The organism is Variovorax sp. P2_H12, from assembly GCF_056403395.1.
Genome location: NZ_JBFUFO010000020.1, coordinates 1 through 18,549, shown reverse-complemented (window position 1 = coordinate 18,549; position 18,549 = coordinate 1). Strand labels below are relative to the sequence as shown.

At 67.8% G+C, this 18,549-nt stretch carries 21 protein-coding genes and 1 pseudogene; 10 read left to right on the top strand and 12 right to left on the bottom strand.

Annotated features, from left to right (window positions below; translation table 11 throughout):
* Nucleotides 1–290: 290 nt before the first annotated feature.
* The 3 genes from AC1DYK_RS15825 (at nt 291) to AC1DYK_RS15815 (ending at nt 2,818) form a co-directional block, all read left to right on the top strand.
* Complete coding sequence (locus AC1DYK_RS15825) at nt 291–869, top strand: amino acid synthesis family protein (RefSeq protein WP_478167180.1); 579 nt, start codon at nt 291–293, stop codon at nt 867–869.
* A 14-nt stretch (nt 870–883) separates the two neighbouring features.
* Entirely contained in the window at nt 884–2,428 is a 1,545-nt protein-coding gene (locus tag AC1DYK_RS15820) for a nitrite/sulfite reductase (protein WP_478167179.1), read from the top strand.
* Nucleotides 2,429–2,527: 99 nt separating this feature from the next.
* Nucleotides 2,528–2,818, top strand: coding sequence for a hypothetical protein (locus AC1DYK_RS15815; RefSeq protein ID WP_478167178.1), 291 nt, complete (start codon nt 2,528–2,530; stop codon nt 2,816–2,818).
* 37 nt (nt 2,819–2,855) lie between these two features.
* Here AC1DYK_RS15815 and AC1DYK_RS15810 read toward each other — a convergent pair whose 3' ends face one another.
* The 12 genes from AC1DYK_RS15810 to nac all read right to left on the bottom strand — a co-directional run bounded on the left by AC1DYK_RS15810 (nt 2,856) and on the right by nac (nt 12,770).
* Nucleotides 2,856–3,698 carry an ABC transporter substrate-binding protein gene (locus AC1DYK_RS15810; RefSeq protein ID WP_478167177.1) on the bottom strand — a complete coding sequence of 281 codons (843 nt, stop codon included), beginning with the start codon at nt 3,696–3,698 and terminating at the stop codon, nt 2,856–2,858.
* A gap of 52 nt (nt 3,699–3,750) precedes the next feature.
* On the bottom strand, nt 3,751–4,485 hold the full coding sequence (locus AC1DYK_RS15805; protein ID WP_478158164.1) for an amino acid ABC transporter ATP-binding protein: 735 nt from the start codon (nt 4,483–4,485) through the stop codon (nt 3,751–3,753).
* 98 nt (nt 4,486–4,583) lie between these two features.
* On the bottom strand, nt 4,584–5,339 hold the full coding sequence (locus tag AC1DYK_RS15800) for an amino acid ABC transporter permease (RefSeq protein WP_478167176.1): 756 nt from the start codon (nt 5,337–5,339) through the stop codon (nt 4,584–4,586).
* Nucleotides 5,340–5,342: 3 nt separating this feature from the next.
* Nucleotides 5,343–6,044, bottom strand: coding sequence for an amino acid ABC transporter permease (locus tag AC1DYK_RS15795; protein ID WP_478167175.1), 702 nt, complete (start codon nt 6,042–6,044; stop codon nt 5,343–5,345).
* Between the two features lie 28 nt (nt 6,045–6,072).
* Entirely contained in the window at nt 6,073–6,825 is a 753-nt protein-coding gene (locus AC1DYK_RS15790) for an SDR family oxidoreductase (RefSeq protein ID WP_478167174.1), read from the bottom strand.
* 207 nt (nt 6,826–7,032) lie between these two features.
* A complete protein-coding gene (locus tag AC1DYK_RS15785) occupies nt 7,033–7,797 on the bottom strand; it encodes a LamB/YcsF family protein (RefSeq protein ID WP_478167173.1) in 765 nt (254 codons plus the stop codon).
* A gap of 19 nt (nt 7,798–7,816) precedes the next feature.
* Nucleotides 7,817–8,200 carry an acetyl-CoA carboxylase biotin carboxyl carrier protein gene (locus AC1DYK_RS15780; protein ID WP_478167172.1) on the bottom strand — a complete coding sequence of 128 codons (384 nt, stop codon included), beginning with the start codon at nt 8,198–8,200 and terminating at the stop codon, nt 7,817–7,819.
* A complete protein-coding gene (locus AC1DYK_RS15775; RefSeq protein WP_478167171.1) occupies nt 8,197–9,186 on the bottom strand; it encodes a 5-oxoprolinase subunit C family protein in 990 nt (329 codons plus the stop codon). Before AC1DYK_RS15775 ends, AC1DYK_RS15780 begins: the two co-directional genes overlap by 4 nt.
* A complete protein-coding gene (gene pxpB / locus AC1DYK_RS15770; protein WP_478167170.1) occupies nt 9,183–9,854 on the bottom strand; it encodes a 5-oxoprolinase subunit PxpB in 672 nt (223 codons plus the stop codon). The genes AC1DYK_RS15775 and pxpB overlap by 4 nt, the downstream gene beginning before the upstream one ends.
* Nucleotides 9,851–11,203 (bottom strand): acetyl-CoA carboxylase biotin carboxylase subunit, encoded by a 1,353-nt coding sequence (accC, locus tag AC1DYK_RS15765; RefSeq protein WP_478167169.1) that lies wholly within the window; start codon nt 11,201–11,203, stop codon nt 9,851–9,853. Before accC ends, pxpB begins: the two co-directional genes overlap by 4 nt.
* 10 nt (nt 11,204–11,213) lie before the next feature.
* The gene (locus AC1DYK_RS15760; protein ID WP_478167253.1) at nt 11,214–11,696 is read right to left on the bottom strand and encodes an acetyl-CoA carboxylase biotin carboxyl carrier protein; all 483 of its coding nucleotides are present in this window, start codon (nt 11,694–11,696) and stop codon (nt 11,214–11,216) included.
* A gap of 135 nt (nt 11,697–11,831) precedes the next feature.
* The gene (gene nac / locus AC1DYK_RS15755) at nt 11,832–12,770 is read right to left on the bottom strand and encodes a nitrogen assimilation transcriptional regulator NAC (RefSeq protein WP_478167168.1); all 939 of its coding nucleotides are present in this window, start codon (nt 12,768–12,770) and stop codon (nt 11,832–11,834) included.
* 158 nt (nt 12,771–12,928) lie between these two features.
* Here nac and AC1DYK_RS15750 point away from each other — a divergent pair, with 158 nt between their 5' ends.
* From AC1DYK_RS15750 to AC1DYK_RS15720, 7 genes and pseudogenes are all read left to right on the top strand, one after another.
* On the top strand, nt 12,929–14,137 hold the full coding sequence (locus AC1DYK_RS15750) for an aspartate transaminase (RefSeq protein ID WP_478167167.1): 1,209 nt from the start codon (nt 12,929–12,931) through the stop codon (nt 14,135–14,137).
* Between the two features lie 47 nt (nt 14,138–14,184).
* Complete coding sequence (locus tag AC1DYK_RS15745) at nt 14,185–14,856, top strand: RraA family protein (RefSeq protein ID WP_478089262.1); 672 nt, start codon at nt 14,185–14,187, stop codon at nt 14,854–14,856.
* Between the two features lie 36 nt (nt 14,857–14,892).
* The gene (locus tag AC1DYK_RS15740; RefSeq protein ID WP_478167166.1) at nt 14,893–15,897 is read left to right on the top strand and encodes a 2-hydroxyacid dehydrogenase; all 1,005 of its coding nucleotides are present in this window, start codon (nt 14,893–14,895) and stop codon (nt 15,895–15,897) included.
* Nucleotides 15,894–16,409 carry a gluconokinase gene (locus AC1DYK_RS15735; RefSeq protein ID WP_478167165.1) on the top strand — a complete coding sequence of 172 codons (516 nt, stop codon included), beginning with the start codon at nt 15,894–15,896 and terminating at the stop codon, nt 16,407–16,409. The genes AC1DYK_RS15740 and AC1DYK_RS15735 overlap by 4 nt, the downstream gene beginning before the upstream one ends.
* Before the next feature lie 13 nt (nt 16,410–16,422).
* A complete protein-coding gene (locus AC1DYK_RS15730; RefSeq protein WP_478167164.1) occupies nt 16,423–17,196 on the top strand; it encodes a glucose 1-dehydrogenase in 774 nt (257 codons plus the stop codon).
* Nucleotides 17,197–17,204: 8 nt separating this feature from the next.
* Entirely contained in the window at nt 17,205–18,242 is a 1,038-nt protein-coding gene (locus tag AC1DYK_RS15725) for an L-idonate 5-dehydrogenase (protein WP_478167163.1), read from the top strand.
* Nucleotides 18,243–18,292: 50 nt separating this feature from the next.
* A pseudogene (locus tag AC1DYK_RS15720) lies at nt 18,293–18,549 on the top strand (NAD(P)(+) transhydrogenase (Re/Si-specific) subunit alpha); the annotation flags it as partial.

Below are 18,549 nucleotides of genomic sequence, written 5' to 3'. Positions count from 1 at the left end.
CAGATTTACCGCCAGTCTCGGCGCGCAAAACTGCCCCAAGGTGCATTCCCGGCAGCCCCTAAGTGCGAGTGAATCGAATGCGGTGCTCGGGCAGAACTGGCATGTATTTCCGCTTCTCGGTGGGGGCCTGGGCCTCCTGATACACGGCGCGGTGCCTCGCAACCCCATAGCCAGGCTGATCCGCTCTCTGCCCCCGCCACTGATGCTGTTCGGGGCGACTCCGCGCGCCTAAGCTTGGCTGAACGCCAATTCGCGACGCACGTGGCGCGTGCACTTCCAGGTTCCAACCCATGCCATCGATCGACATCCGCAAACGCAACCTCAGCATGGAGATGATCTTTCACGAAGGCGGAACGCCCGTCAGCCGCCCGGTGCTGGTGGCCACCGCCTGCGCGGTGGTCCGCAACCCGTACGCGGGCCGCTTCGAGCCCGATCTGCTGGACTTCATGGAGGCGCTGAAGCCGCTAGGAACGAGCCTTGCGGAAGAGCTCGTGACCACGCTCGGCAAGGCGCGCGTCGAAGCCTACGGCAAAGCCGCCATCGTCGGCGTGAACGGCGAGACGGAGCACGGCGCGGTCTGGCACGAGGCGGGCGGCTGGGCGATGCGCGAGGCGCTCGGCCACTCGAAGGCGATCGTGCCCTCGGTCAAGGCCGTGGCGAACGCAGGCTACCGCCTCATGGTTCCGCTGCATCACATTCGCGCGGCCTATGTGCGCAGCCATTTCTCCTCGGTGGAAGTCGGCATGCAGGATGCCCCGCGGCCCGACGAGATCCTCTTTGCCCTGGCCATGTCGACCGGCGGCAGGGTTCACGCGCGCGTGGGTGGGCTGCGTGCCGATCAGATCGCGGTCGACGATGGCCAGCGCTAGCAGGAACCGCCGCCGTGTACGTGCCTGACGAAGCCGACCGGCGGCTCGCGGAAGGACGGGTCACGCAGTTCGCCGAGCAGACGCGTCGCTTCCTCGCGGGACAGTTGGCCGAGGAGGACTTCCGGACCCTGCGGCTGCAGAACGGCCTCCATATCCAGCGCCACGCACCGATGCTCCGGGTGGCGATCCCCCACGGGATGCTCGACACCACGCAGCTTCGCATGCTCGCGCATGTGGCGCGACGCTGGGACCGCGGCTACGGCCACTTCAGCACGCGACAGAGCATCGAGTTCCAGTGGCCGCGGCTGGAGGATGTACCGGCCCTCCTCGCGGAACTGTCGACGGTCCGGATGCATGCGCTGCAGCCTCCCGGCAACGGCATGCGCCACGCGGCGGCGGATCGCTTCGCGGGCATCGCGCCCGACGAGGTGATCAATCCCCTGGCGTGGTGCGAGCTGATCCGGCAATGGTGGCTGCGGCATCCCGAACTTGCCTTCCTGCCGCGGAATTTCAGGATCGCGGTGAGCGGCGCGCGCACCGGTCGGGCGGCGGTCGACCCCCACGACATCGGCTTGCAGGCGGTCGAACGCGAAGGACAAAAGGGATTCAGCGTGCGGGTCGGCGGCGGCATCGGGCGCACGCCGATCGTCGGCACGCTGATCCACCCGTTCGTGCCGTGGCCGCACCTGCTGACCTATCTCCAGGCCACGCTGCAGGTGTACGAGCTCCACCGCCGCCAGGACAGCAAGTACAGGGCGCGCATCAGGGCCCTCGTCAGGGACCTCACGCCGGTGGTCTTCGCGGACCAGGTCGACCAGGCATGGAGTCGCACCAGGAATGGTTCCGACACCCTCGGCGAGGTGCACGTCGAAGCGATCGCCGCGCGCTTCACGTGGCCACCCTACGATCCGCGCGCCGCCGATGTCGATGACGGGAGCGGGCCGCTCGCTTCGACCCACGCCGGATTCGCGCGCTGGCTGCAGGACAACGTGCACGGCCATCGCGTGCCGGGCTACGCCGCGGTCAGCCTGTCGCTCAGGAAGGCCGGCGTGCCGCCTGGCGACATCAGCGCCGACCAGATGGATGCGGTGGCCGATCTCGCGGATCGCCACGGCTTTGGCGAACTGCGCGTCTCCCAGGCGCAGGACCTGATCCTGGCGGATGTGCGGCGCGACCATCTCTTCCCGCTGTGGCGCAAGCTCGACGTCCTGGGGCTGGCGATGCCCGAAGCCGGCTTGTCGACGCGCGTGATGTCAGGCCCCGGGGGCGAGCCCTGCACGCTCTCCGATGCGATCCAGGAGCGGCTGGAAGACCTGGACCATCTGTTCGACCTCGGCGACATCGACCTCGACATCTGCAGGTGCATCGTGCGCGACCCGACCCCGGACGAGATCGAGCGGCTCGTCGACACCTACCTGGCGCACCGCGACAGCGAGGCGGAGCGCTTCATCGACGTGGTGGATCGCCTCGGAAGCGACGTGTTCAGGCAGGCCGTCCAGAGCCAGGTTCTCCAGACGCCATGCGCCAGCGCTCCGGGGTCTCGTTTCGGAGGATTCTGATACCTTGCATCGGCTGCGATCGCTACGCTGGGGGTCATGAATCCAGCTTGCCATCTCTCTGCGTTCCCCAGCGTCCCGACCATGGCGGGAAGCCCTTGCATGTCGACCGTCGATGACGGCACGGCGTTCGACATGGCCATCCCGGCGACGTTCACTGCCGAGCAGGTCGAGTCGATCCTCGCCTTGCACGGCATGATCGTCTACGCCAAATCCGGCGTGGCGCAGCTCCTGAAGTCATTGACGCCAACGCGCTTCAGTGCGGCGCAGGCCGAGTGCATCCGTGAGCTCCTGAGCTTGAACGTCCAAGACTTCCACGCCACCTTGGCCGACGCCATGGAGCTCTGCCCGCTGCGGGACCGGCTGCGTGCGAGCGCGCGACGGCTCCCGTAGGATTCTCAGGCCGTGCTGGACGCTCTGGCGCAGGTACTCAAGGAAGAAGTTCGAATTTCAAGTCGGCCAGCGGCGTGACCTTCTCTTCCCGCGTCATCTTGTATTCGGTGTTCGGGCCAAGCCACTTGTTCCACAGCTTGTCCAGCTCGCCCTTCTTCTCCAGCGAATAGAGCGCTTCGTTCACCTTGGCCAGCAGGACCGGCTCGTCCTTTTTCATCCCGATGCCGATCGGCTGCAGCACCATCGGGTCCTTGATCATCTTCAGCTCGACGCCCCCGGTCTTCGACTGGTTGACCAGCTTGGTGATGGTCATGGTGTTCGCCACCATGCCCATCGACTTGTTCTGCTGGACGGCCATGAAGGCCGAGCCGGTGTCCTGGAAGGTCACGGGTTCGGAACCGTTCATCTTGATCGACAGCTCCGAAGTCGATCCCTTGGTCGAACTCAGGCGCTTGCCCTTGAAATCGGCCTTGGTCGTGCCCGGGTCCGACGCCTTGACCGCCAGCATTTCCTTCGCGACGTAATACGGGTCGCTGAACTGGATCTGCTCGCCGCGGCTCTTGGTGTAGGCCAGGTTGGCGATGGTCACGTCGACGCGACCGAGCTTGACCTCGGGCACGCGGGCCTCGACCGACAGCGGCGTCACCTTGGCCGTCAAGCCGAGCTCCTTCGCGATGGCGTTGCAGAGGTCCACGTCGTGACCGACCATTTCGCGGGTCTTCGGGTCCGGCGCCGCAAAGGGCGGCACGTCTGCGAAGGTGCCGCACTTGAGTTCCTTGCGCGCAGCGATGTCGCTCCACTGGTCGGCCTGGGCCGCGAGCGAGCATGCGCAGAGGGCCGCGCCGAGGGCGGCAAGACGAAACACGTTGGCATTCGACATGGGAAGCTCCTGGGAAGAATATCGGGTGAACAACAAGGGGAAATCGATCGGCTCAATGCGCCCGCAGGTCCGACAGGAATCGCTGCGCGCGCGGGTGCTGGGGTCGGGTGAAGAAGGTCTCGGGGTCCGCCTTCTCCAGGATGCGACCGGCGTCCATGAACCAGACGCGGTCGGCCACCTCGCGCGCAAAGTTCATCTCGTGGGTGACGCACATCATCGTCATGCCCTCGTTGGCCAGGCTGCGCATGACCGACAGCACCTCGCCGACCATTTCCGGGTCCAGCGCGCTGGTCGGCTCGTCGAAGAGCATGGCCGGTGGCTCCATCGCCAGGGCGCGGGCGATCGCGACGCGCTGCTGCTGGCCGCCAGAGAGCTGTGCCGGATAGGAATTGGCCTTGTTCGACAGCCCCACGCGCTCCAGCAGCTGGCCGGCCCTGGTCTTGGCGTCACCGCGCTTCACACCCAGCACATGCACCGGCGACAGCATGATGTTGTCCAGCACGGACAGATGGGGAAACAGGTTGAAGCTCTGGAACACGAAGCCGATGCGGCTGCGCAGCTTGTTCAGCGCATGGCTGCTCATCGGGGCATGGATATCGTGGCCATCGAACAGCAACTGGCCGGACTTGATTTCCTCCAGCCGGTTGACCGTGCGGATCAAGGTCGACTTGCCGGAGCCCGAGGGACCGCAGACCACGACCACCTCGCCCTTCTTGACCTCGGCGTTGACGTCGGTCAGCGCCTGATAGTCGCCATACCATTTGTTGATGTTGGAGAACAGGATCATGGTGTCGTCCTCGCGCGGCTTCAGCCGTGCGCTGGGTTGTTCAAGCGTTTCCATGGTCGGTCTCCGTTCTTTGTTTCGCTCACCGTCGAATCGCGGTGTCAGGAGTTGGCTGCCACCGGCGGCAGCGGCAGGCCGTCCTCGGTGGTGGCGGGTGTCGCGCTGCCGAGCCGCTTGTGGGCGATTCGGCGCTCCAGCCATTGCGCCAGCTGGGTCAGGCTGAAGCAGACGACGTAGTAGGTCATCGCCAGGATGAAGAACACCTGGAACGGCTTGGTCAGCAACTGGTTGTTGATCTGATTGGCGGCGAAGGTGAGTTCCTGCACGTTGATCACGTAGCCCAGCGTGGTCTCCTTGATGGTGGAGATGAACTGGCTCAGCATGCTCGGGAGCATGTTGTAGAGGGCCTGGGGCAGGATCACGTAAGCCATGGTGCCCAGGTGACTGTGGCCCAGCGCGCGGGCTGCCTCGGTCTGTCCCTTCGGCAGCGCCTGGATGCCGGCGCGGACCACTTCCGACAGGTACGCGCCTTCGTAGATCACCAGCGTGCACAACATCGTGGTGAAGCCGGACACGTCCCGCCCGATCAGGATCGGCACGAGGAAGTACACCCACAGGATGACCATCAGGAGAGGAACACCGCGCACGATGTACACCAGCACCGTCGCCGGCCAGCGCAGCGCGCGCCAGGGGGAGAGCCGCGCCAGTGCCAGCAGCACCGACACGGGGAAGGCCAGCACGATGCCCAGCACCGAGAGAATGAGCGTGGCGACGATGCCGCCCATCGGCCCGTTGGGATACTGGCCGACCAGCAGCAGCAGCCAGTTGTCGCGCAGGATGTCGAAGATGCCGAACATGTCTTACCTCGCCCCGGAAACGCGATAGCGGCGTGCGATCCAGGCCCCGACCGCCATGATGAGCAGGGACACCAGCAGGTACATCATGGTCGCCATGCTGTATGCCTCGAAGGTGCGGAAGCTCTGGCTCTCGATCTCCTTGACCGCATGGGTCAGTTCCGCGACGCCGATGGCCATCGCCAGGCTGCTGTTCTTGAACAGGGACACGCTGTGATTCACCAGGGCCGGCACCGCGTTGCGCACCGCCTGCGGCAGCATCACGTGCCGCATCGCGCCGATGTAGCCGTGTCCCAGGGCACGCGCCGCCTCGGACTGGCCTGGCGGGATGGCCCGCAGGCCGGAGCGCATGTCCTCGCTGAAGTAGGCGGCCTGGCAGAGACCGAGCGCCACGATCGAGATCAGCGCCTCAGCATTGTTGTTCGACAGCCAGGCTTGCACGGCGTCCGGCAACAGGCTGAAGATGCCGAAGTACCAAAGCATCAGCTGCACCAGCGTCGGCACGTTGCGGTGATAGGAGACATAGGCCGCAACGGCTTGCTCGGCCACCGGGTTGGCGCTGAGCCGGACCACCAGCAGGACGACGGCCATCGACATCGCGAGCAGCCAGGAGCCGACCGCGATCTTCAGGGTCAGCACCATCCCGTGCAGCAGCATGGCGCCGAACTCGGGCTTCAGCAGGATCGCAAGGAGGTCGAAGTCCTTCATGGCGTGCTCTGGTGTGAACGGGCGAGGCTCAGGCCCGCACCGTCTCCGGCTTGGCGGTGGAAAGGCCGCCTGGCACCTGCAAGGTCGGCGTGATCTCCATGTGGCCGATGTTCACCGCGACAGGCGCCGCGATCGCGAAGGCGATGGCGTTGGCGATGTCGGCGGCCTCCGGCAGCTCGTAGCCTTCGACGAAGCGCTTGCGCGTCTCCTCGGAGTCGCCGTGCACGTGCGCGAAGATGTCGGTCGCCACGCGGCCCGGGCAGATCTCGGTCACGCGCACCCGCTTGCCGAAGCAATCCACCCGCAATTGCCTCGACAACATGCTCACCGCCGCCTTGGTCGCGTGGTAGGTGCTGTTGCCGCCGAAGTTGTAGGCCGCGGCGATCGAGCTGATGTTGACCACGTGGCCGCTGTCGCGCGCCACCATGCCCGGAACGACCAGCCGGCAGAGATGCAGCACCGCGCGCAGATTGACGTCCACCAGGAGGTCGATGCCTTCGGCGTCGGATTTCAGGATCGAGCCCGGCCGATCGACGCCGGCGTTGTTCACGAGAACGTCGAACTCGACCTCCTTCGTCAGCGCGGTCACGCCGTGCAGGTCGCTCACGTCGATGGCGTGCGGGATGCAGCCCGTGCGCGCGGCGAGTTCTTTCAGCTTGTCGCCGCTGCGGGCCAGCGCATGGACCTGCAGGCCCTCCTGGCAGAGGCGCTCGACAACGGCGGCGCCGATGCCGGAGGAGGCACCTGTCACCAGGGCGGTCTTGTAGTCGGAGAAGGGCATCTGGATCACTTTCTTTCTGTGGGATGGCGGCCGGTCGCACCCTTGTCGAATGCGCTTTCGGACCGCGATGAATTCACTGTATCGACCGCAGGTTCGGCGCGCCAAGACGGTTTGGCTGTGGAGCGATAAGGCCCCCTTATGTCGCCCTGGAAGCGTGCGCGCCAAGTTAGGGTAAGCACCATGTCCGTGCCTGCTCGAAGGCGCGCTTCAGGCGGCCTGGCGCGAGATCGGGACCACACGGCCGTGCGCCTCGACCACCTCGCGCACCCCGCGCGCCAAGGTCACCGCGCCGGGCGTGTCGCCGTGGACCAGGATCGAATGCACGCGCATCGGGATCCTGTTGCCGGCGTAGGTGGTGACAGTGCCCTCCGCCAGCAACTGCCGGACACGCGCCAGGACCCGTTCGGGGTCGTGGATCACCGAGTCCGGCATCTTGCGCGGGATCAGCAGCCCTGCTTCGTCGCAGGCGCGGTCGGCCAGGAAGGTGGTGCGAAGGCGCAAGCCACAGCGCTGCGCCGCATCCTCGATGGCCCGGCTGGCCGACGAGCTGATCGTCAGCGAGGGATCGAAGTCCGCCACCGCCCGCACCAGCGGCGCCGCGAGCTCCGCATCCGCCGCCGCCAGGTTGCCGAGCGCGCCATGAAAGCTCATGTGCGTCATCCGGTGCCCCGCGGTGCGTGCGATGCCCGCCAGGGCGCCGAGCTGGTAGACCACGGCCGCGACCAGCTCGCCCGTGTCCATCTGCATCGGGCGGCGGCCGAAGCCGGCCAGGTCCGGGAAGCCGACATGCGCGCCCACATCCACGCCGCGTGCCAGCGCCGTGCGCACGGTGCGGTCCATGATCTGCGGATCGCCCGCATGGAAGCCGCAGGCGACGTTGGCCGAGGAGACGATGCCCAGCAGCGCCTCGTCGTCGCCCATGCGCCAGGGGCCGAAGCCTTCGCCCAAGTCCGCGTTCAGGTCCATGTCCATGGTGGTTCGTTCCTTTTCGTCAGTTGGCATGCAGGTCGACCAGGGCAGTGCCGTAGCCGACAGTCGCGCCGTCGTCCGCCCGCAGCGCGGCGACGATGCCGGCTCGCGGGGCGGACACCGGCAGCAGCAGGACGCCGATGCGCAGCAGTCCGAGCGTCTGGCCGGCCTGTACGCCATGGCCGACGCGCACGAACGGCGCCGTCGCGCAAGGGTGGGCGTGCAGGAACACGCCGACGCAAGCGGCGCTCACGGTGTCGGGAGCGGGCCCTGCCTGGGTTGGAACCGACTCGCCCTGCCGCCCCAGCCGCACGGTCGCGCCGGGCATCCGCAGTTCGAGGAAGCCGATGTCCGTCGCCGCCATCCAGCCGGCGATCTCCCGCAACTCATGAGGCGCCTTCTTCATGCAGCGCTCCCCATCGGCCCGCTGCGGTGCAGCGCCACCATGCGTGCCACCTTCGCCAGCCAGGCCTCCTTCTGTTCGAGCGCGGCCACGGCCTCGTCCCAGCTCGTCTCGATGAAGCGGATCCGGCTGCCGATCGGCGCCTGGCCCAGTCGCCACAGATCGGCCTCGATCACGGTGCCGAACTTGGGATAGCCGCCCGAAGGCTGCGCGTCGCGCATCTGGATGATCGGTTGCCCGCTATGGGGCACCTGGATCACGCCGGGCACGATGCCATGTGAACGCATTTCCATCGGAGCGACCGGCTGCAAGGCCTCTCCAGCGAGCCGGTAGCCATAGCGATCACTCTGCGCCGTGATGCGCCATTCACCGGCCCAGAAGGCCTCGCGTGACGCGGCCTCGAAACCCAGGTATTCGGCTGCCGGCAACACCCGCAGCGCGACCCGCCCGTCGACCTCCAGCGGCAAGGCGATGGCCGGCGGCACCAGGCCGAAGCCGGTGCGGCAGGCGCGCTTCGGCTCGGCGGCACCCAGCACGTCCCCCTTTCGCAATGCCCGCCCCTCGTGCCCACCGAAAGCGCCGCGCATCTGGGTGCTGCGCGAACCCAGCACCACCGGCACATCGATGCCGCCCGGCAGGCACAGCAGCGCACGGCTGGCGCGCTGCGCGCCCTGCGGCAGGCCCAGCGTCAGCACCTGGCCGGCCCGCGCCTGGTGCGACCACCACGGCAACAGCGGTTGCGCGTCCAGCTTCGCGCCGCAGTCGGCGCCGGTCAGCGCGAAGGCGCAATCCCCGGTGAAGCGGACCTTGAACGGAAAGACCGGGATCTCGATGCCCGCAGCGCCGACCTCGTTGCCCAGCAGGAGGTTGCCCGCCGCCAGCGCGAGATCGTCCATGGCACCGGCGGTACCCACGCCGAAGCGCAGGCTGCCCAGGCGCCCAAGGTCCTGCACGGTCGCCAGGGCCGCGTTGGAGAGTATCTCGATCATTTTTCTATCCCTTCCACCAGGAAGCGAATGCGGTCGCCCGGCTGCAGCGTGGCCGGCGGATTCCGCTCCGGGTCGAAGAAGACCATGGTGGTGCTGCCGATGGTGTTCCACCCGCTCGGCCCGGCGGAGGCCGAGACACCGGTCTGCGCCCCGCCGATCGACACGGCGCCACCCGGAATGCTGAGCACCGGCACCTTGCGCCGCGGCGTCGCGATGCGCGGGTCCATGCCACCCAGGTAGCAGTAGCCGGGATGGCTGCCCAGCGCATACACCGGGTACAGCGGCGCGCTGTGCAGCTCGACGATCTCCTCGACCGACAGGCCGGTGTGCGCCACCACGTCCGCCATGTGCGGACCGCCGGCACCGCCATAGCGCACCGGCAGCTCGACCACGCGGCCTTCGCGGGTGAGCGGCGTGACGGCCTCCCAGGCGGCATCCAGCCGCGCCTTCAATGCATCGAGCGCGCGCGGCGGACGAACGAAGCTCAGCATCAGGTTGTTCATTCCGGGCACGGCCTCGCGCACCTCGGGCCATTCGGCGGCCTCCTGCGCGAGCGCCCAGATGCGCTGTTGCGAATGAAGCTCCATCGCCCCCGGGGCTTCGAACAGCAGCGCGGTCGTGCCCAGCAGGCTCACCGTCGGGACCGATCCGGATGTCGAGGGGTTCACGATGCGTTCCTGCGCTGCAGCCAGCGTTCGAGGTGGTGGATGTCAACGCCGCCGGTGGCAAAGCCGTCGTCCTGAAGCAGCGCGCGATGCAGTGGCACGTTGGTCGCGATGCCGTCGACCTGCAGCTCGCTCAGCGCGAGCCGCATGCGATCCAGCGCGTCCTCGCGACTGGCGCCATGCACGATCAGCTTGCCGATCATCGAGTCGTAGTACGGCGGCACGCGATAGCCCTCTGCGGCATGCGAATCGAAGCGCACGCCGAAACCGCCGGGCACGCGCCAGCCCGTGATGCGACCCGGCGACGGCGCGAAGCTGTCCGGATCCTCCGCGTTGATGCGGCATTCGATCGAATGGCCCCTGCAAGGGACGTCGGCCTGCGTGATCGCCAACTGCTCGCCACGCGCCATGCGCAGCTGTTGCTGCACGATGTCGATGCCCGTGGTCATCTCGGTCACCGGATGCTCCACCTGCAGCCTCGTGTTCATCTCGATGAAGTAGAAGGCGCCCTTCTCGTAGAGGAATTCGAAGGTGCCGACGCCGCAGTAGCCGATCTGCCGGCAGGCCGCCGCGCAACTCTCACCGACCGCGGCGATCAGCGCCTCGTCGATGCCGGGCGCGGGTGCTTCCTCGATCACCTTCTGGTGCCGCCGCTGCAGCGAGCAGTCCCGGCTGCCGAGCCAGATGGCCTGGCCGTGGTCGTCGGCCAGCACCTGGATCTCCACATGCCTCGGATGCAGCAGGAACTTCTCGATATAGACCTCGGGATTGCCGAAGGCGCGTCGCGCCTCTTCGCGCGTGAGCGCCAGCGCCTCCAGCAGCTCGCCCTCTTCCCGGACCACGCGCATGCCGCGGCCGCCACCGCCGCCGGCCGCCTTCACGATCACCGGGTATCCGACCTCGCGCGCCAGCGCGCGCACGGCCTCCGGATCGTCGGGCAACCCATCGTCCGGACCCGGCACGCAGGGCACGCCGGCCCGACGCATCGCACGCTTGGCCGCGACCTTGTCGCCCATCACGCGGATGCAGGCGGCGCTCGGTCCGACAAAGCGCAATCCGGCCTGCTCCACTTTCTCGACGAAGCCCGCGTTCTCCGACAGGAATCCGTAGCCGGGATGGATCGCCTGCGCACCGCTCACCTCGGCCGCATAGAGCAGCGCCGACTGATTGAGATAGCTCTGGCCGGGGCTGGCCGGACCGATGCACAGCGCCTGGTCGGCCTGTCGCACATAGACTGCATCGCGATCGGCGTCGGAGTGCGCGACCACCGTCTTCAGGCCCAGGCCGCGGCAGGCGCGCAGGATTCGCAAGGCGATCTCGCCGCGGTTCGCAATGAGGACGGTGTCGAACATGATGTCCTTCTCAGGCAAGGCGGAACAATGGCTGGCCGGCCTCGACCTCGTCGCCGGAACGCACCAGCACCGCGGCGATGGTGGCGTCGGCCTCGGCGCGCACTTCGTTGAAGACCTTCATCGCCTCGATCACGCACAAGGTCTGGCCGGCCGCGACCTGCTGGCCCGGCTGCACGAACAGCGGCTCGCCCGGCGACGGCTGCAGGTGGATCACGCCATAGAGCGGCGCCAGGCATTCGACCGGGCTCGCTGCAAGGTCGACGGAGGGCTCTCGGATTGCGCCAGGCAGTTCGACGCGTGCACCGTCCCTCTCGTGCGCGGTGGCCTGCGGGGCGGCGCAGGCATCATCTGCGCCGCGCCCGGCTTGGGCCCGCGACGTCGACACCCCCTGCTTCACCAGCCGCAACGTACAACCGTCTGCGCTGTACTCCAGCTCCGACAGCTCCGAGGCCGCCAGTGCGTCGATGAGGATCTTGATCTGTTCCTGGTTCATGCCGGACCCGCCGCGAAACGGCGGGATCTCCTTGGTGGCCGACGCATTCCGCGAACGCGTGACGGCAGGCATGAACGGTAGCCCGCGAAGGCCGCGAAGCCAAAGACGGATTGACTGTGCCGGGATAAGGTCGGCTTATGACGCCTTGGCCAGCACCGGCTCCGCGGTCGCGGCGGCGTTGTTCGAAAGATCGGTGACGAGTTCGAGCAGGATGTCCTTCACCGCCTGCGCCGGCTCGGAGAGCGGCAGGTGGTCCGACTGGCACAGGGCCAGCGGCGCCTCGATCACCGGGTCGACGATCTGGAACTGCCAGGCGCCGCAGGCTGCCACCACCTCGCGCGCCATCGAAGCCGGCAAGATGGTCGCACCCAGGCCGTCGGCCACGGCCGCGGTCAGCGTGAAGGCGGATTCGATCTCGGCCACGACGCGCGGCGCGGCGCCAAGCCGGCTGAAGGCCGCATCGACCAGTTTGCGCACCACGTTGTAGGGACGCGGCAGGAAGAGTTCCATGTCGCGCAGATCGGCCAGCCGAACCGGTTGGGCCGGCGCCGGGATCGACGCCGGCCCGACCAGGAACAAGGGCTCCTTCAGCAGCGGCAGAAAGGTCAAGCCATGGATCGCCTTGTCACCGTAGAGCACGGCCAGATCCATCCGGCCGTTCATGATCAGTTCGCTCAGCGTGGTGCCGTAGTTCTCGTTCAGGTACAGCAGGATGCCCGGATGGCGCGCGCGCACCGTGCGCAGCAAAGGCAGCGAGAGCGCCGCCGCCGCCGTGCCGGGCGCGAGGCCCACCGACACCTGGCCCGAGACGCCCTGCCCGGCAGCCTCCATGTCGATCTGCGCCTGCTCGCACTGGCGCAGGATGATCTGCGCATGCCGGTACAGCACCTTGCCGGCCTCGGTCGGCGTCACGCCGCGCTTGGTGCGCACCAGCAGTTGCTGCCGCACCTCGCCCTCCAATGTGGCCAGTTGCTGGCTCAGCGCCGGTTGGGCAATGAAAAGAACCTCGGCGGCCTGTGTCAGGCTGCCGATGTCCACGATCTTCACGAAGTATTTAAGTCGCCGCAGGTTCACGCCTGCCTCCGAAGCAAAAGTCGAGCCTAGCACCGGGCCTGGGGACGAGCCATCAGGGCCTTCCATAAGCTCTACCTATACGACCAGAGCGAACTCGTCTTGGCGTCGGGAGAGCGATCTGCGTACCGTACGGTCCTGCCATCCCACTCCAGGAAGTCATGACCACCTCCCGCATCGCAGAGCGCGTCCGCCGCATCAAGCCTTCGCCCAGCACCTCGGCCGCCGACCGCGCCAACGAGCTGCGCCGCCAGGGCAAGTCCATCGTGAACCTCGTCGTCGGCGAACCCGACTTCGACACCCCCCTGCACATCCGCCAGGCCGCCGCCGCGGCGATGGACAAGGGCGCCACCCGCTACACCCTGATGGCCGGAACGGTCGAGTTGCGCGAAGCCATCATCGGCAAGCTCCGGCGAGAAAACGGCCTGACCTATGCGATGAACGAGATCATCGCCACCAACGGCGCCAAGAGCGCGATCTACAACGCCTTCGCGATCACGCTGGAGTCGGGCGACGAGGTCATCGTGCCCGCACCCTACTGGGTGTCCTACCCCGACATGGTGCTGGCCTGCGACGGCAAGCCGGTGATCGTCGCCTGCCCCGAGGCCAACGGCTTCAAGTTGACGCCCGCGCAACTCGAGGCGGCCATCACGCCGCGCACGCGCTGGCTGCTGATCAATTCGCCGAGCAACCCGACCGGCGCCGCCTATACCGCCGACGAATACCGGGCGCTTGCGGAAGTGCTGGCACACCACCCGCAGGTCATGGTGATGACCGACGACATCTACGAGCACATCCGCTTCGACGGCCAGAAGACGCCGCACATTCTCGCCGTGGCACCCGAGCTGCGCGATCGCACGCTGGTCGTGAACGGCGTCTCGAAGACCTATGCGATGACCGGATGGCGCATCGGCTACGTGGCCGGGCCGGCGGACATGATCCGCGCCATGGATACGCTGCTGTCGCAATCCGCCGGCAACTGCTGCTCGATCAGCCAGGCTGCTGCCGCCGCCGCGATGAACGGTGACCAGTCCTTCGTCGCCGAGAGCGTCGCCGTCTACAAGCAGCGCCGCGACCGCACGCTGGCCCTCATCAACGCGATCCCCGGCCTGAGCTGCGCCATGCCACCCGGCGCCTTCTATCTGTACGTCAATTGCAGTGGCCTGATCGGCAAGACCACGCCCTCCGGCAAGGTCCTCGCCGAGGACGGCGACGTCGTGATGTACCTGCTGGAAAGCGAAGGCGTGGCGATGGTCGCGGGCACGGCCTACGGCCTCTCGCCCTACTTCCGGCTGTCCATCGCGACCTCGATCGACATCCTCGGGGAAGGGTGCGCGCGCATCGCTCGCGCGGTCGCCGAACTGCGTTGAGCAGCGACCGGCCGCATCGCACCCCCATCACCGAACCGGAGACATCCATGCAATTCAAGGGCATCCGCAAGAATCCATCCGCGCCGCCAGTGAACCCGGCGCACATCGCCGCGCTGCGCGACATCCCGGTCGCCGCGCTGAGCGACAACATGCACCGCAACATCGGCAGCGTCGGGCTGAACCCCTATCACCGTCCGGGGCCCGGGACCATGGCCGGCACGGCCGTCACGATCAAGTCGCGCGGCGGCGACAACCTCACGCTGCTGCGCGCCTTCGAGTTCTGCCGCCCCGGCGACGTGATCGTGATCGACGCCGACGGCGATCTGGCCAATGCGGTGATCGGCGGCATCCTGTCCTTCTACGCCGCCACCATCGGCACCGTGGGCGTCGTGCTCGATGGCGCCATCCGGGACGTGGCCGAGATCCGCGCGCGCGACTTTCCGGTCTATGCACGCGGCGTGAACCACCGCGGGCCCTACAAGGACGGCCCCGGGGAGATCAATGTCCCGGTGTCGGTGGGCGGCATGCTGGTGAACCCCGGCGACGTCGTGGTCGGCGACCAGGACGGGCTGATGGCGTTCTCGCCGAACGATGCCGAATGGCTCATCGAGAAGGCCCGGGCGCACCTGGCCACCGAAGCCGAGACGATTCGCGCCATGAAGGAAGGCCGTTGGGACCGCAGCTTCCTCGACGCCCTCGAAGCGCGCTGCCCCAACTGACCCGCGTTCCCTCGATAGAAGAAGACAGAGACAACGATGACTCCATCCGTCCTCATCACCCGCGCCACGTTCCCCGACATCGCTCAGCGGCTGCGCGAACATTTCAGCGTCGAAGACAACCCGAACGACGCCATCTGGGACCCGGACGAGCTCCGACGTCGCCTGCGAGGCAAGCAAGGCGTGATGAGCCACGGAAGCGAACGCATCGACGCCGCCCTGCTCGACGCCTGCCCCACGGTGAAAGCTGTGTGCAACGTGGGCGTGGGCTACAACAACGTGGACGTCGAGGCCTGCACCTCGCGCGGCGTGCTGGTCACCAACACACCCGACGTGCTCACCGAGACGACGGCCGACTTCGGCTTCGCGCTGATGATGGCCACGGCCCGACGCATCGGCGAGTCGGAGCGCTTCGTGCGCCGGGGCGACTGGACCAAGACCGGCATCTTCGACATGTTCGCGGGCAGCGACGTGCACGGCGCGACGCTCGGCATCCTGGGCATGGGCCGCATCGGCCGCGCTGTCGCGCGCCGCGGCTCGCTCGGTTTCGGCATGCGGGTGATCTACCACAACCGTTCACCGCTGACTGCCGAGGCCGAAGCCGAAGGCGGCGCCCGCTACGTCGACAAGGCGACCTTGCTGCGCGAAGCCGATCATCTCGTGCTGGTGCTGCCCTACTCCGCGGCGTCACATCACGCGATCGGCGCCGAAGAGCTGAAGCGGATGAAGCCGACGGCGACACTGACGAACATCGCGCGCGGCGGCATCGTCGACGACGCGGCGCTCGCATCCGCACTCCGGGCTGGCACGATCGCTGCGGCGGGCCTCGATGTGTTCGAGGACGAACCCCGCGTCCATCCCGCCCTGCTCGGCCTGCCGAACGTCGTGCTGACGCCGCACATCGGCAGCGCGTCGATCCAGACGCGGCGCGCCATGGCGTCGCTCACCATCGACAACCTGATCGCCGCACTGGGCGCCGGGCCGCAAGCGGGCAAGGCGCCGACGCCGGTCAATCCCGAGGTGCTGGCTGCCCGCCCGCAATGAGCATCAAGCTGCTGGTCATGGGTGTCTCCGGCTGCGGCAAGACGACCGTGGCCAGAGCCATCGCAGCCGCGCTGGACTGCACTGCAGTCGAGGGCGACGACTATCACCTGCCCTCCAGCCAGGACAAGATGGAACGCGGGGTTCCGCTGATGGATGCGGACCGCATTCCCTGGCTCGACGCGCTGGGCGCGTTGCTGAGAGACGCCGAAGGCCGCCTGGTGATGAGCTGCTCGGCCCTCAAGCGCGCCTACCGGGACCGCCTTCGCGCTGCCGAGCCGACGTTGCGCTTTGTCTACGTGCACATCGACATCGGCGAAGCGAAGCGGCGCGTGGCGTCACGATCCAGCCACTTCTTTCCGGCCAGCCTGGTCGACAGCCAGTTCGCGGCACTCGAATCGCCGGAGGGCGAACCCGGCGTGCTGCGCGTGGAGGCGTCCGAGCCGGTGGCAGCGCAGTGCGAAGCCGTGCTGCGCTGGCTGGCCATTCCGCCTTACTCTTCGGCACCGTCCTGAACCTGGAACCACCATGAACCCCATCCTCAAGAGTTTCGACCTCACCGGCCGCACCGCCCTCATCACCGGCTCCAGTGCCGGCATCGGTTTCGCGCTGGCGCGCGGCCTCGCCGGCGCCGGTGCACGCGTGATCCTGAACGCGCGCAATGCCGCCAAGCTCGAAGCCGCGGCCGACGTGCTGCGCGGCGAGGGTTTGCAGGTGCTGACCGCCGCGTTCGACGTGACGTCGGGCGAGGCGGTGACGGCCGCCATCGCACGCATCGAAGCCGAAGTCGGCGCCATCGACATCCTGGTCAACAACGCCGGCATGCAGCGCCGCGCACCGCTCGACCAGTTTGCCGAGGCCGACTGGCACGAGCTCATGAAGACCAATGTCGACAGCGTCTTCCTGGTGGGTCAGGCCGTGGCGCGCCACATGATCGGACGCCAGCGCGGCAAGATCGTCAACATCTGCTCGGTGCAAAGCGAGCTCGGGCGTCCGGGTATCGCGCCCTACACGGCCAGCAAGGGCGCAGTGAAGATGCTGACCAAGGGCATGGCCATCGACTGGGGCCAGCACGGCATCCAGGTCAATGGCCTCGGGCCCGGCTACTTCAAGACCGAGCTGACCGAGGCGCTGGTCCAGAACGAGGAGTTCACGAAATGGCTCGTCGGGCGCACGCCCTCGCGCCGCTGGGGCAATGTCGAAGACCTGGTCGGCGCCGCCGTGTTCCTGTCGAGCGACGCCTCCAACTTCGTCAACGGCCACATCCTCTACGTGGATGGCGGCGTGACGGCAACCCTCTGAGGAAGACCATGGAAGCACTTGTCATCCACGCCCCCGGCGACCTGCGCGTCGAGGAAATCGAAACCGCCGCGCTCGGCCCCGGCCAGCTGCAGGTGCGCGTGCGCTGCGGCGGCATCTGCGGCTCCGACCTGCATTACTACCAGCATGGCGGCTTCGGCACCGTGCGCATCCAGCAGCCGATGGTGCTGGGCCACGAGGTGGCCGGGATGATCGAGGCGGTGGGCGCCGCCGTCACCGGCTTCCAGCCCGGCGAGCGCATCGCGATCAGCCCGAGCCGGCCCTGCGGCCTGTGCCGCTTCTGCCAGCAGGGGCTGCAGAACCATTGCCTGGACATGCGCTACTACGGCAGCGCGATGCGCAACCCGCATGTGCAGGGCGCCTTCCGCCAGCAGATCGTGGTCGAGACGCACCAGGCCCACAAGCTCGCGGATTCGGTCAGCGATGGCGAAGGCTCGATGGCCGAGCCGCTGTCGGTGGCGCTGCACGCGGTGCGGCGCGCGGGGCCGCTGCTCGGCAAGCGCGTGCTGGTGACCGGCTGCGGGCCGATCGGCGCGCTGGCGATCATCGCGGCACGCCGCGCCGGCGCGGCGCACATCGTGGCCACCGACGTCGGCGCGCTGACGCTCGAGAAGGCGCTGAAGGTCGGCGCCGACGAGGCGATCAACGTCGCCGAGGAGCCCGCCGGCCTGGCGCGCTTCGCGAAGGACAAGGGCAGCTTCGACGTGCTGCTGGAGGCCAGCGGCAACCCGCGTGCGCTGGTCGGCGCCTTCGACGCCTTGCGGCCGCGCGGCATCATCGTGCAGCTGGGCCTGGCCGGCGGCGAGATCCAGCTGCCGATCAACACCATCGTCGCCAAGGAGTTCGACCTGCGCGGCGCCTTCCGCTTCCACGAGGAGTTCGCGGTGGCGGTGGAGCTGCTCAACAAGGGGCTGGTCGACGTCAAGCCGCTGATCTCGGCGACCCTGTCGTACCGCGATTCGGCGCGCGCCTTCGCGCTGGCGGCCGATCGCTCGCAGGCGATGAAGGTGCTGCTGAACTTCGATTGAAAGCCTCCGCTGCGCTTGAGCGCGCAGACCCCGGAAAAGAAAGAGCAATCATGCAAATAGGCGTGCCGGCCGAGACTGTGCCAGGCGAAACCCGAGTTGCCGTGACCCCGGAGACCGCGAAGAAGCTCGTGGCGCAGGGCCATGTGGTGCGTGTGCAAGCGGGCGCGGGCGTGGCTGCGAGCGTGACCGATGCGGCGTACCAGGCCGCGGGGGCCGAGATCACGGATGCGGCGGGGGCGTTCGGCGCCGAGATCGTGCTGAAGGTGCGCACGCCGGACGAGCGCGAGAGCGCGCTGATGAAGCCGGG

Excerpts from the sequence above, each read along its gene's own strand:
- AC1DYK_RS15825 (WP_478167180.1), top strand. The coding sequence starts at position 291 with ATGCCATCGATCGACATCCGCAAACGCAACCTCAGCATGGAGATGATC.
- AC1DYK_RS15815 (WP_478167178.1), top strand. The coding sequence starts at position 2,528 with ATGTCGACCGTCGATGACGGCACGGCGTTCGACATGGCCATCCCGGCG.
- AC1DYK_RS15810 (WP_478167177.1), bottom strand. The coding sequence starts at position 3,698 with ATGTCGAATGCCAACGTGTTTCGTCTTGCCGCCCTCGGCGCGGCCCTC.
- AC1DYK_RS15805 (WP_478158164.1), bottom strand. The coding sequence starts at position 4,485 with ATGATCCTGTTCTCCAACATCAACAAATGGTATGGCGACTATCAGGCG.
- AC1DYK_RS15800 (WP_478167176.1), bottom strand. The coding sequence starts at position 5,339 with ATGTTCGGCATCTTCGACATCCTGCGCGACAACTGGCTGCTGCTGCTG.
- AC1DYK_RS15795 (WP_478167175.1), bottom strand. The coding sequence starts at position 6,044 with ATGAAGGACTTCGACCTCCTTGCGATCCTGCTGAAGCCCGAGTTCGGC.
- AC1DYK_RS15790 (WP_478167174.1), bottom strand. The coding sequence starts at position 6,825 with ATGCCCTTCTCCGACTACAAGACCGCCCTGGTGACAGGTGCCTCCTCC.
- AC1DYK_RS15785 (WP_478167173.1), bottom strand. The coding sequence starts at position 7,797 with ATGGACATGGACCTGAACGCGGACTTGGGCGAAGGCTTCGGCCCCTGG.
- AC1DYK_RS15780 (WP_478167172.1), bottom strand. The coding sequence starts at position 8,200 with ATGAAGAAGGCGCCTCATGAGTTGCGGGAGATCGCCGGCTGGATGGCG.
- AC1DYK_RS15775 (WP_478167171.1), bottom strand. The coding sequence starts at position 9,186 with ATGATCGAGATACTCTCCAACGCGGCCCTGGCGACCGTGCAGGACCTT.
- accC (WP_478167169.1), bottom strand. The coding sequence starts at position 11,203 with ATGTTCGACACCGTCCTCATTGCGAACCGCGGCGAGATCGCCTTGCGA.
- AC1DYK_RS15760 (WP_478167253.1), bottom strand. The coding sequence starts at position 11,696 with ATGAACCAGGAACAGATCAAGATCCTCATCGACGCACTGGCGGCCTCG.
- AC1DYK_RS15750 (WP_478167167.1), top strand. The coding sequence starts at position 12,929 with ATGACCACCTCCCGCATCGCAGAGCGCGTCCGCCGCATCAAGCCTTCG.
- AC1DYK_RS15745 (WP_478089262.1), top strand. The coding sequence starts at position 14,185 with ATGCAATTCAAGGGCATCCGCAAGAATCCATCCGCGCCGCCAGTGAAC.
- AC1DYK_RS15740 (WP_478167166.1), top strand. The coding sequence starts at position 14,893 with ATGACTCCATCCGTCCTCATCACCCGCGCCACGTTCCCCGACATCGCT.
- AC1DYK_RS15735 (WP_478167165.1), top strand. The coding sequence starts at position 15,894 with ATGAGCATCAAGCTGCTGGTCATGGGTGTCTCCGGCTGCGGCAAGACG.
- AC1DYK_RS15730 (WP_478167164.1), top strand. The coding sequence starts at position 16,423 with ATGAACCCCATCCTCAAGAGTTTCGACCTCACCGGCCGCACCGCCCTC.
- AC1DYK_RS15725 (WP_478167163.1), top strand. The coding sequence starts at position 17,205 with ATGGAAGCACTTGTCATCCACGCCCCCGGCGACCTGCGCGTCGAGGAA.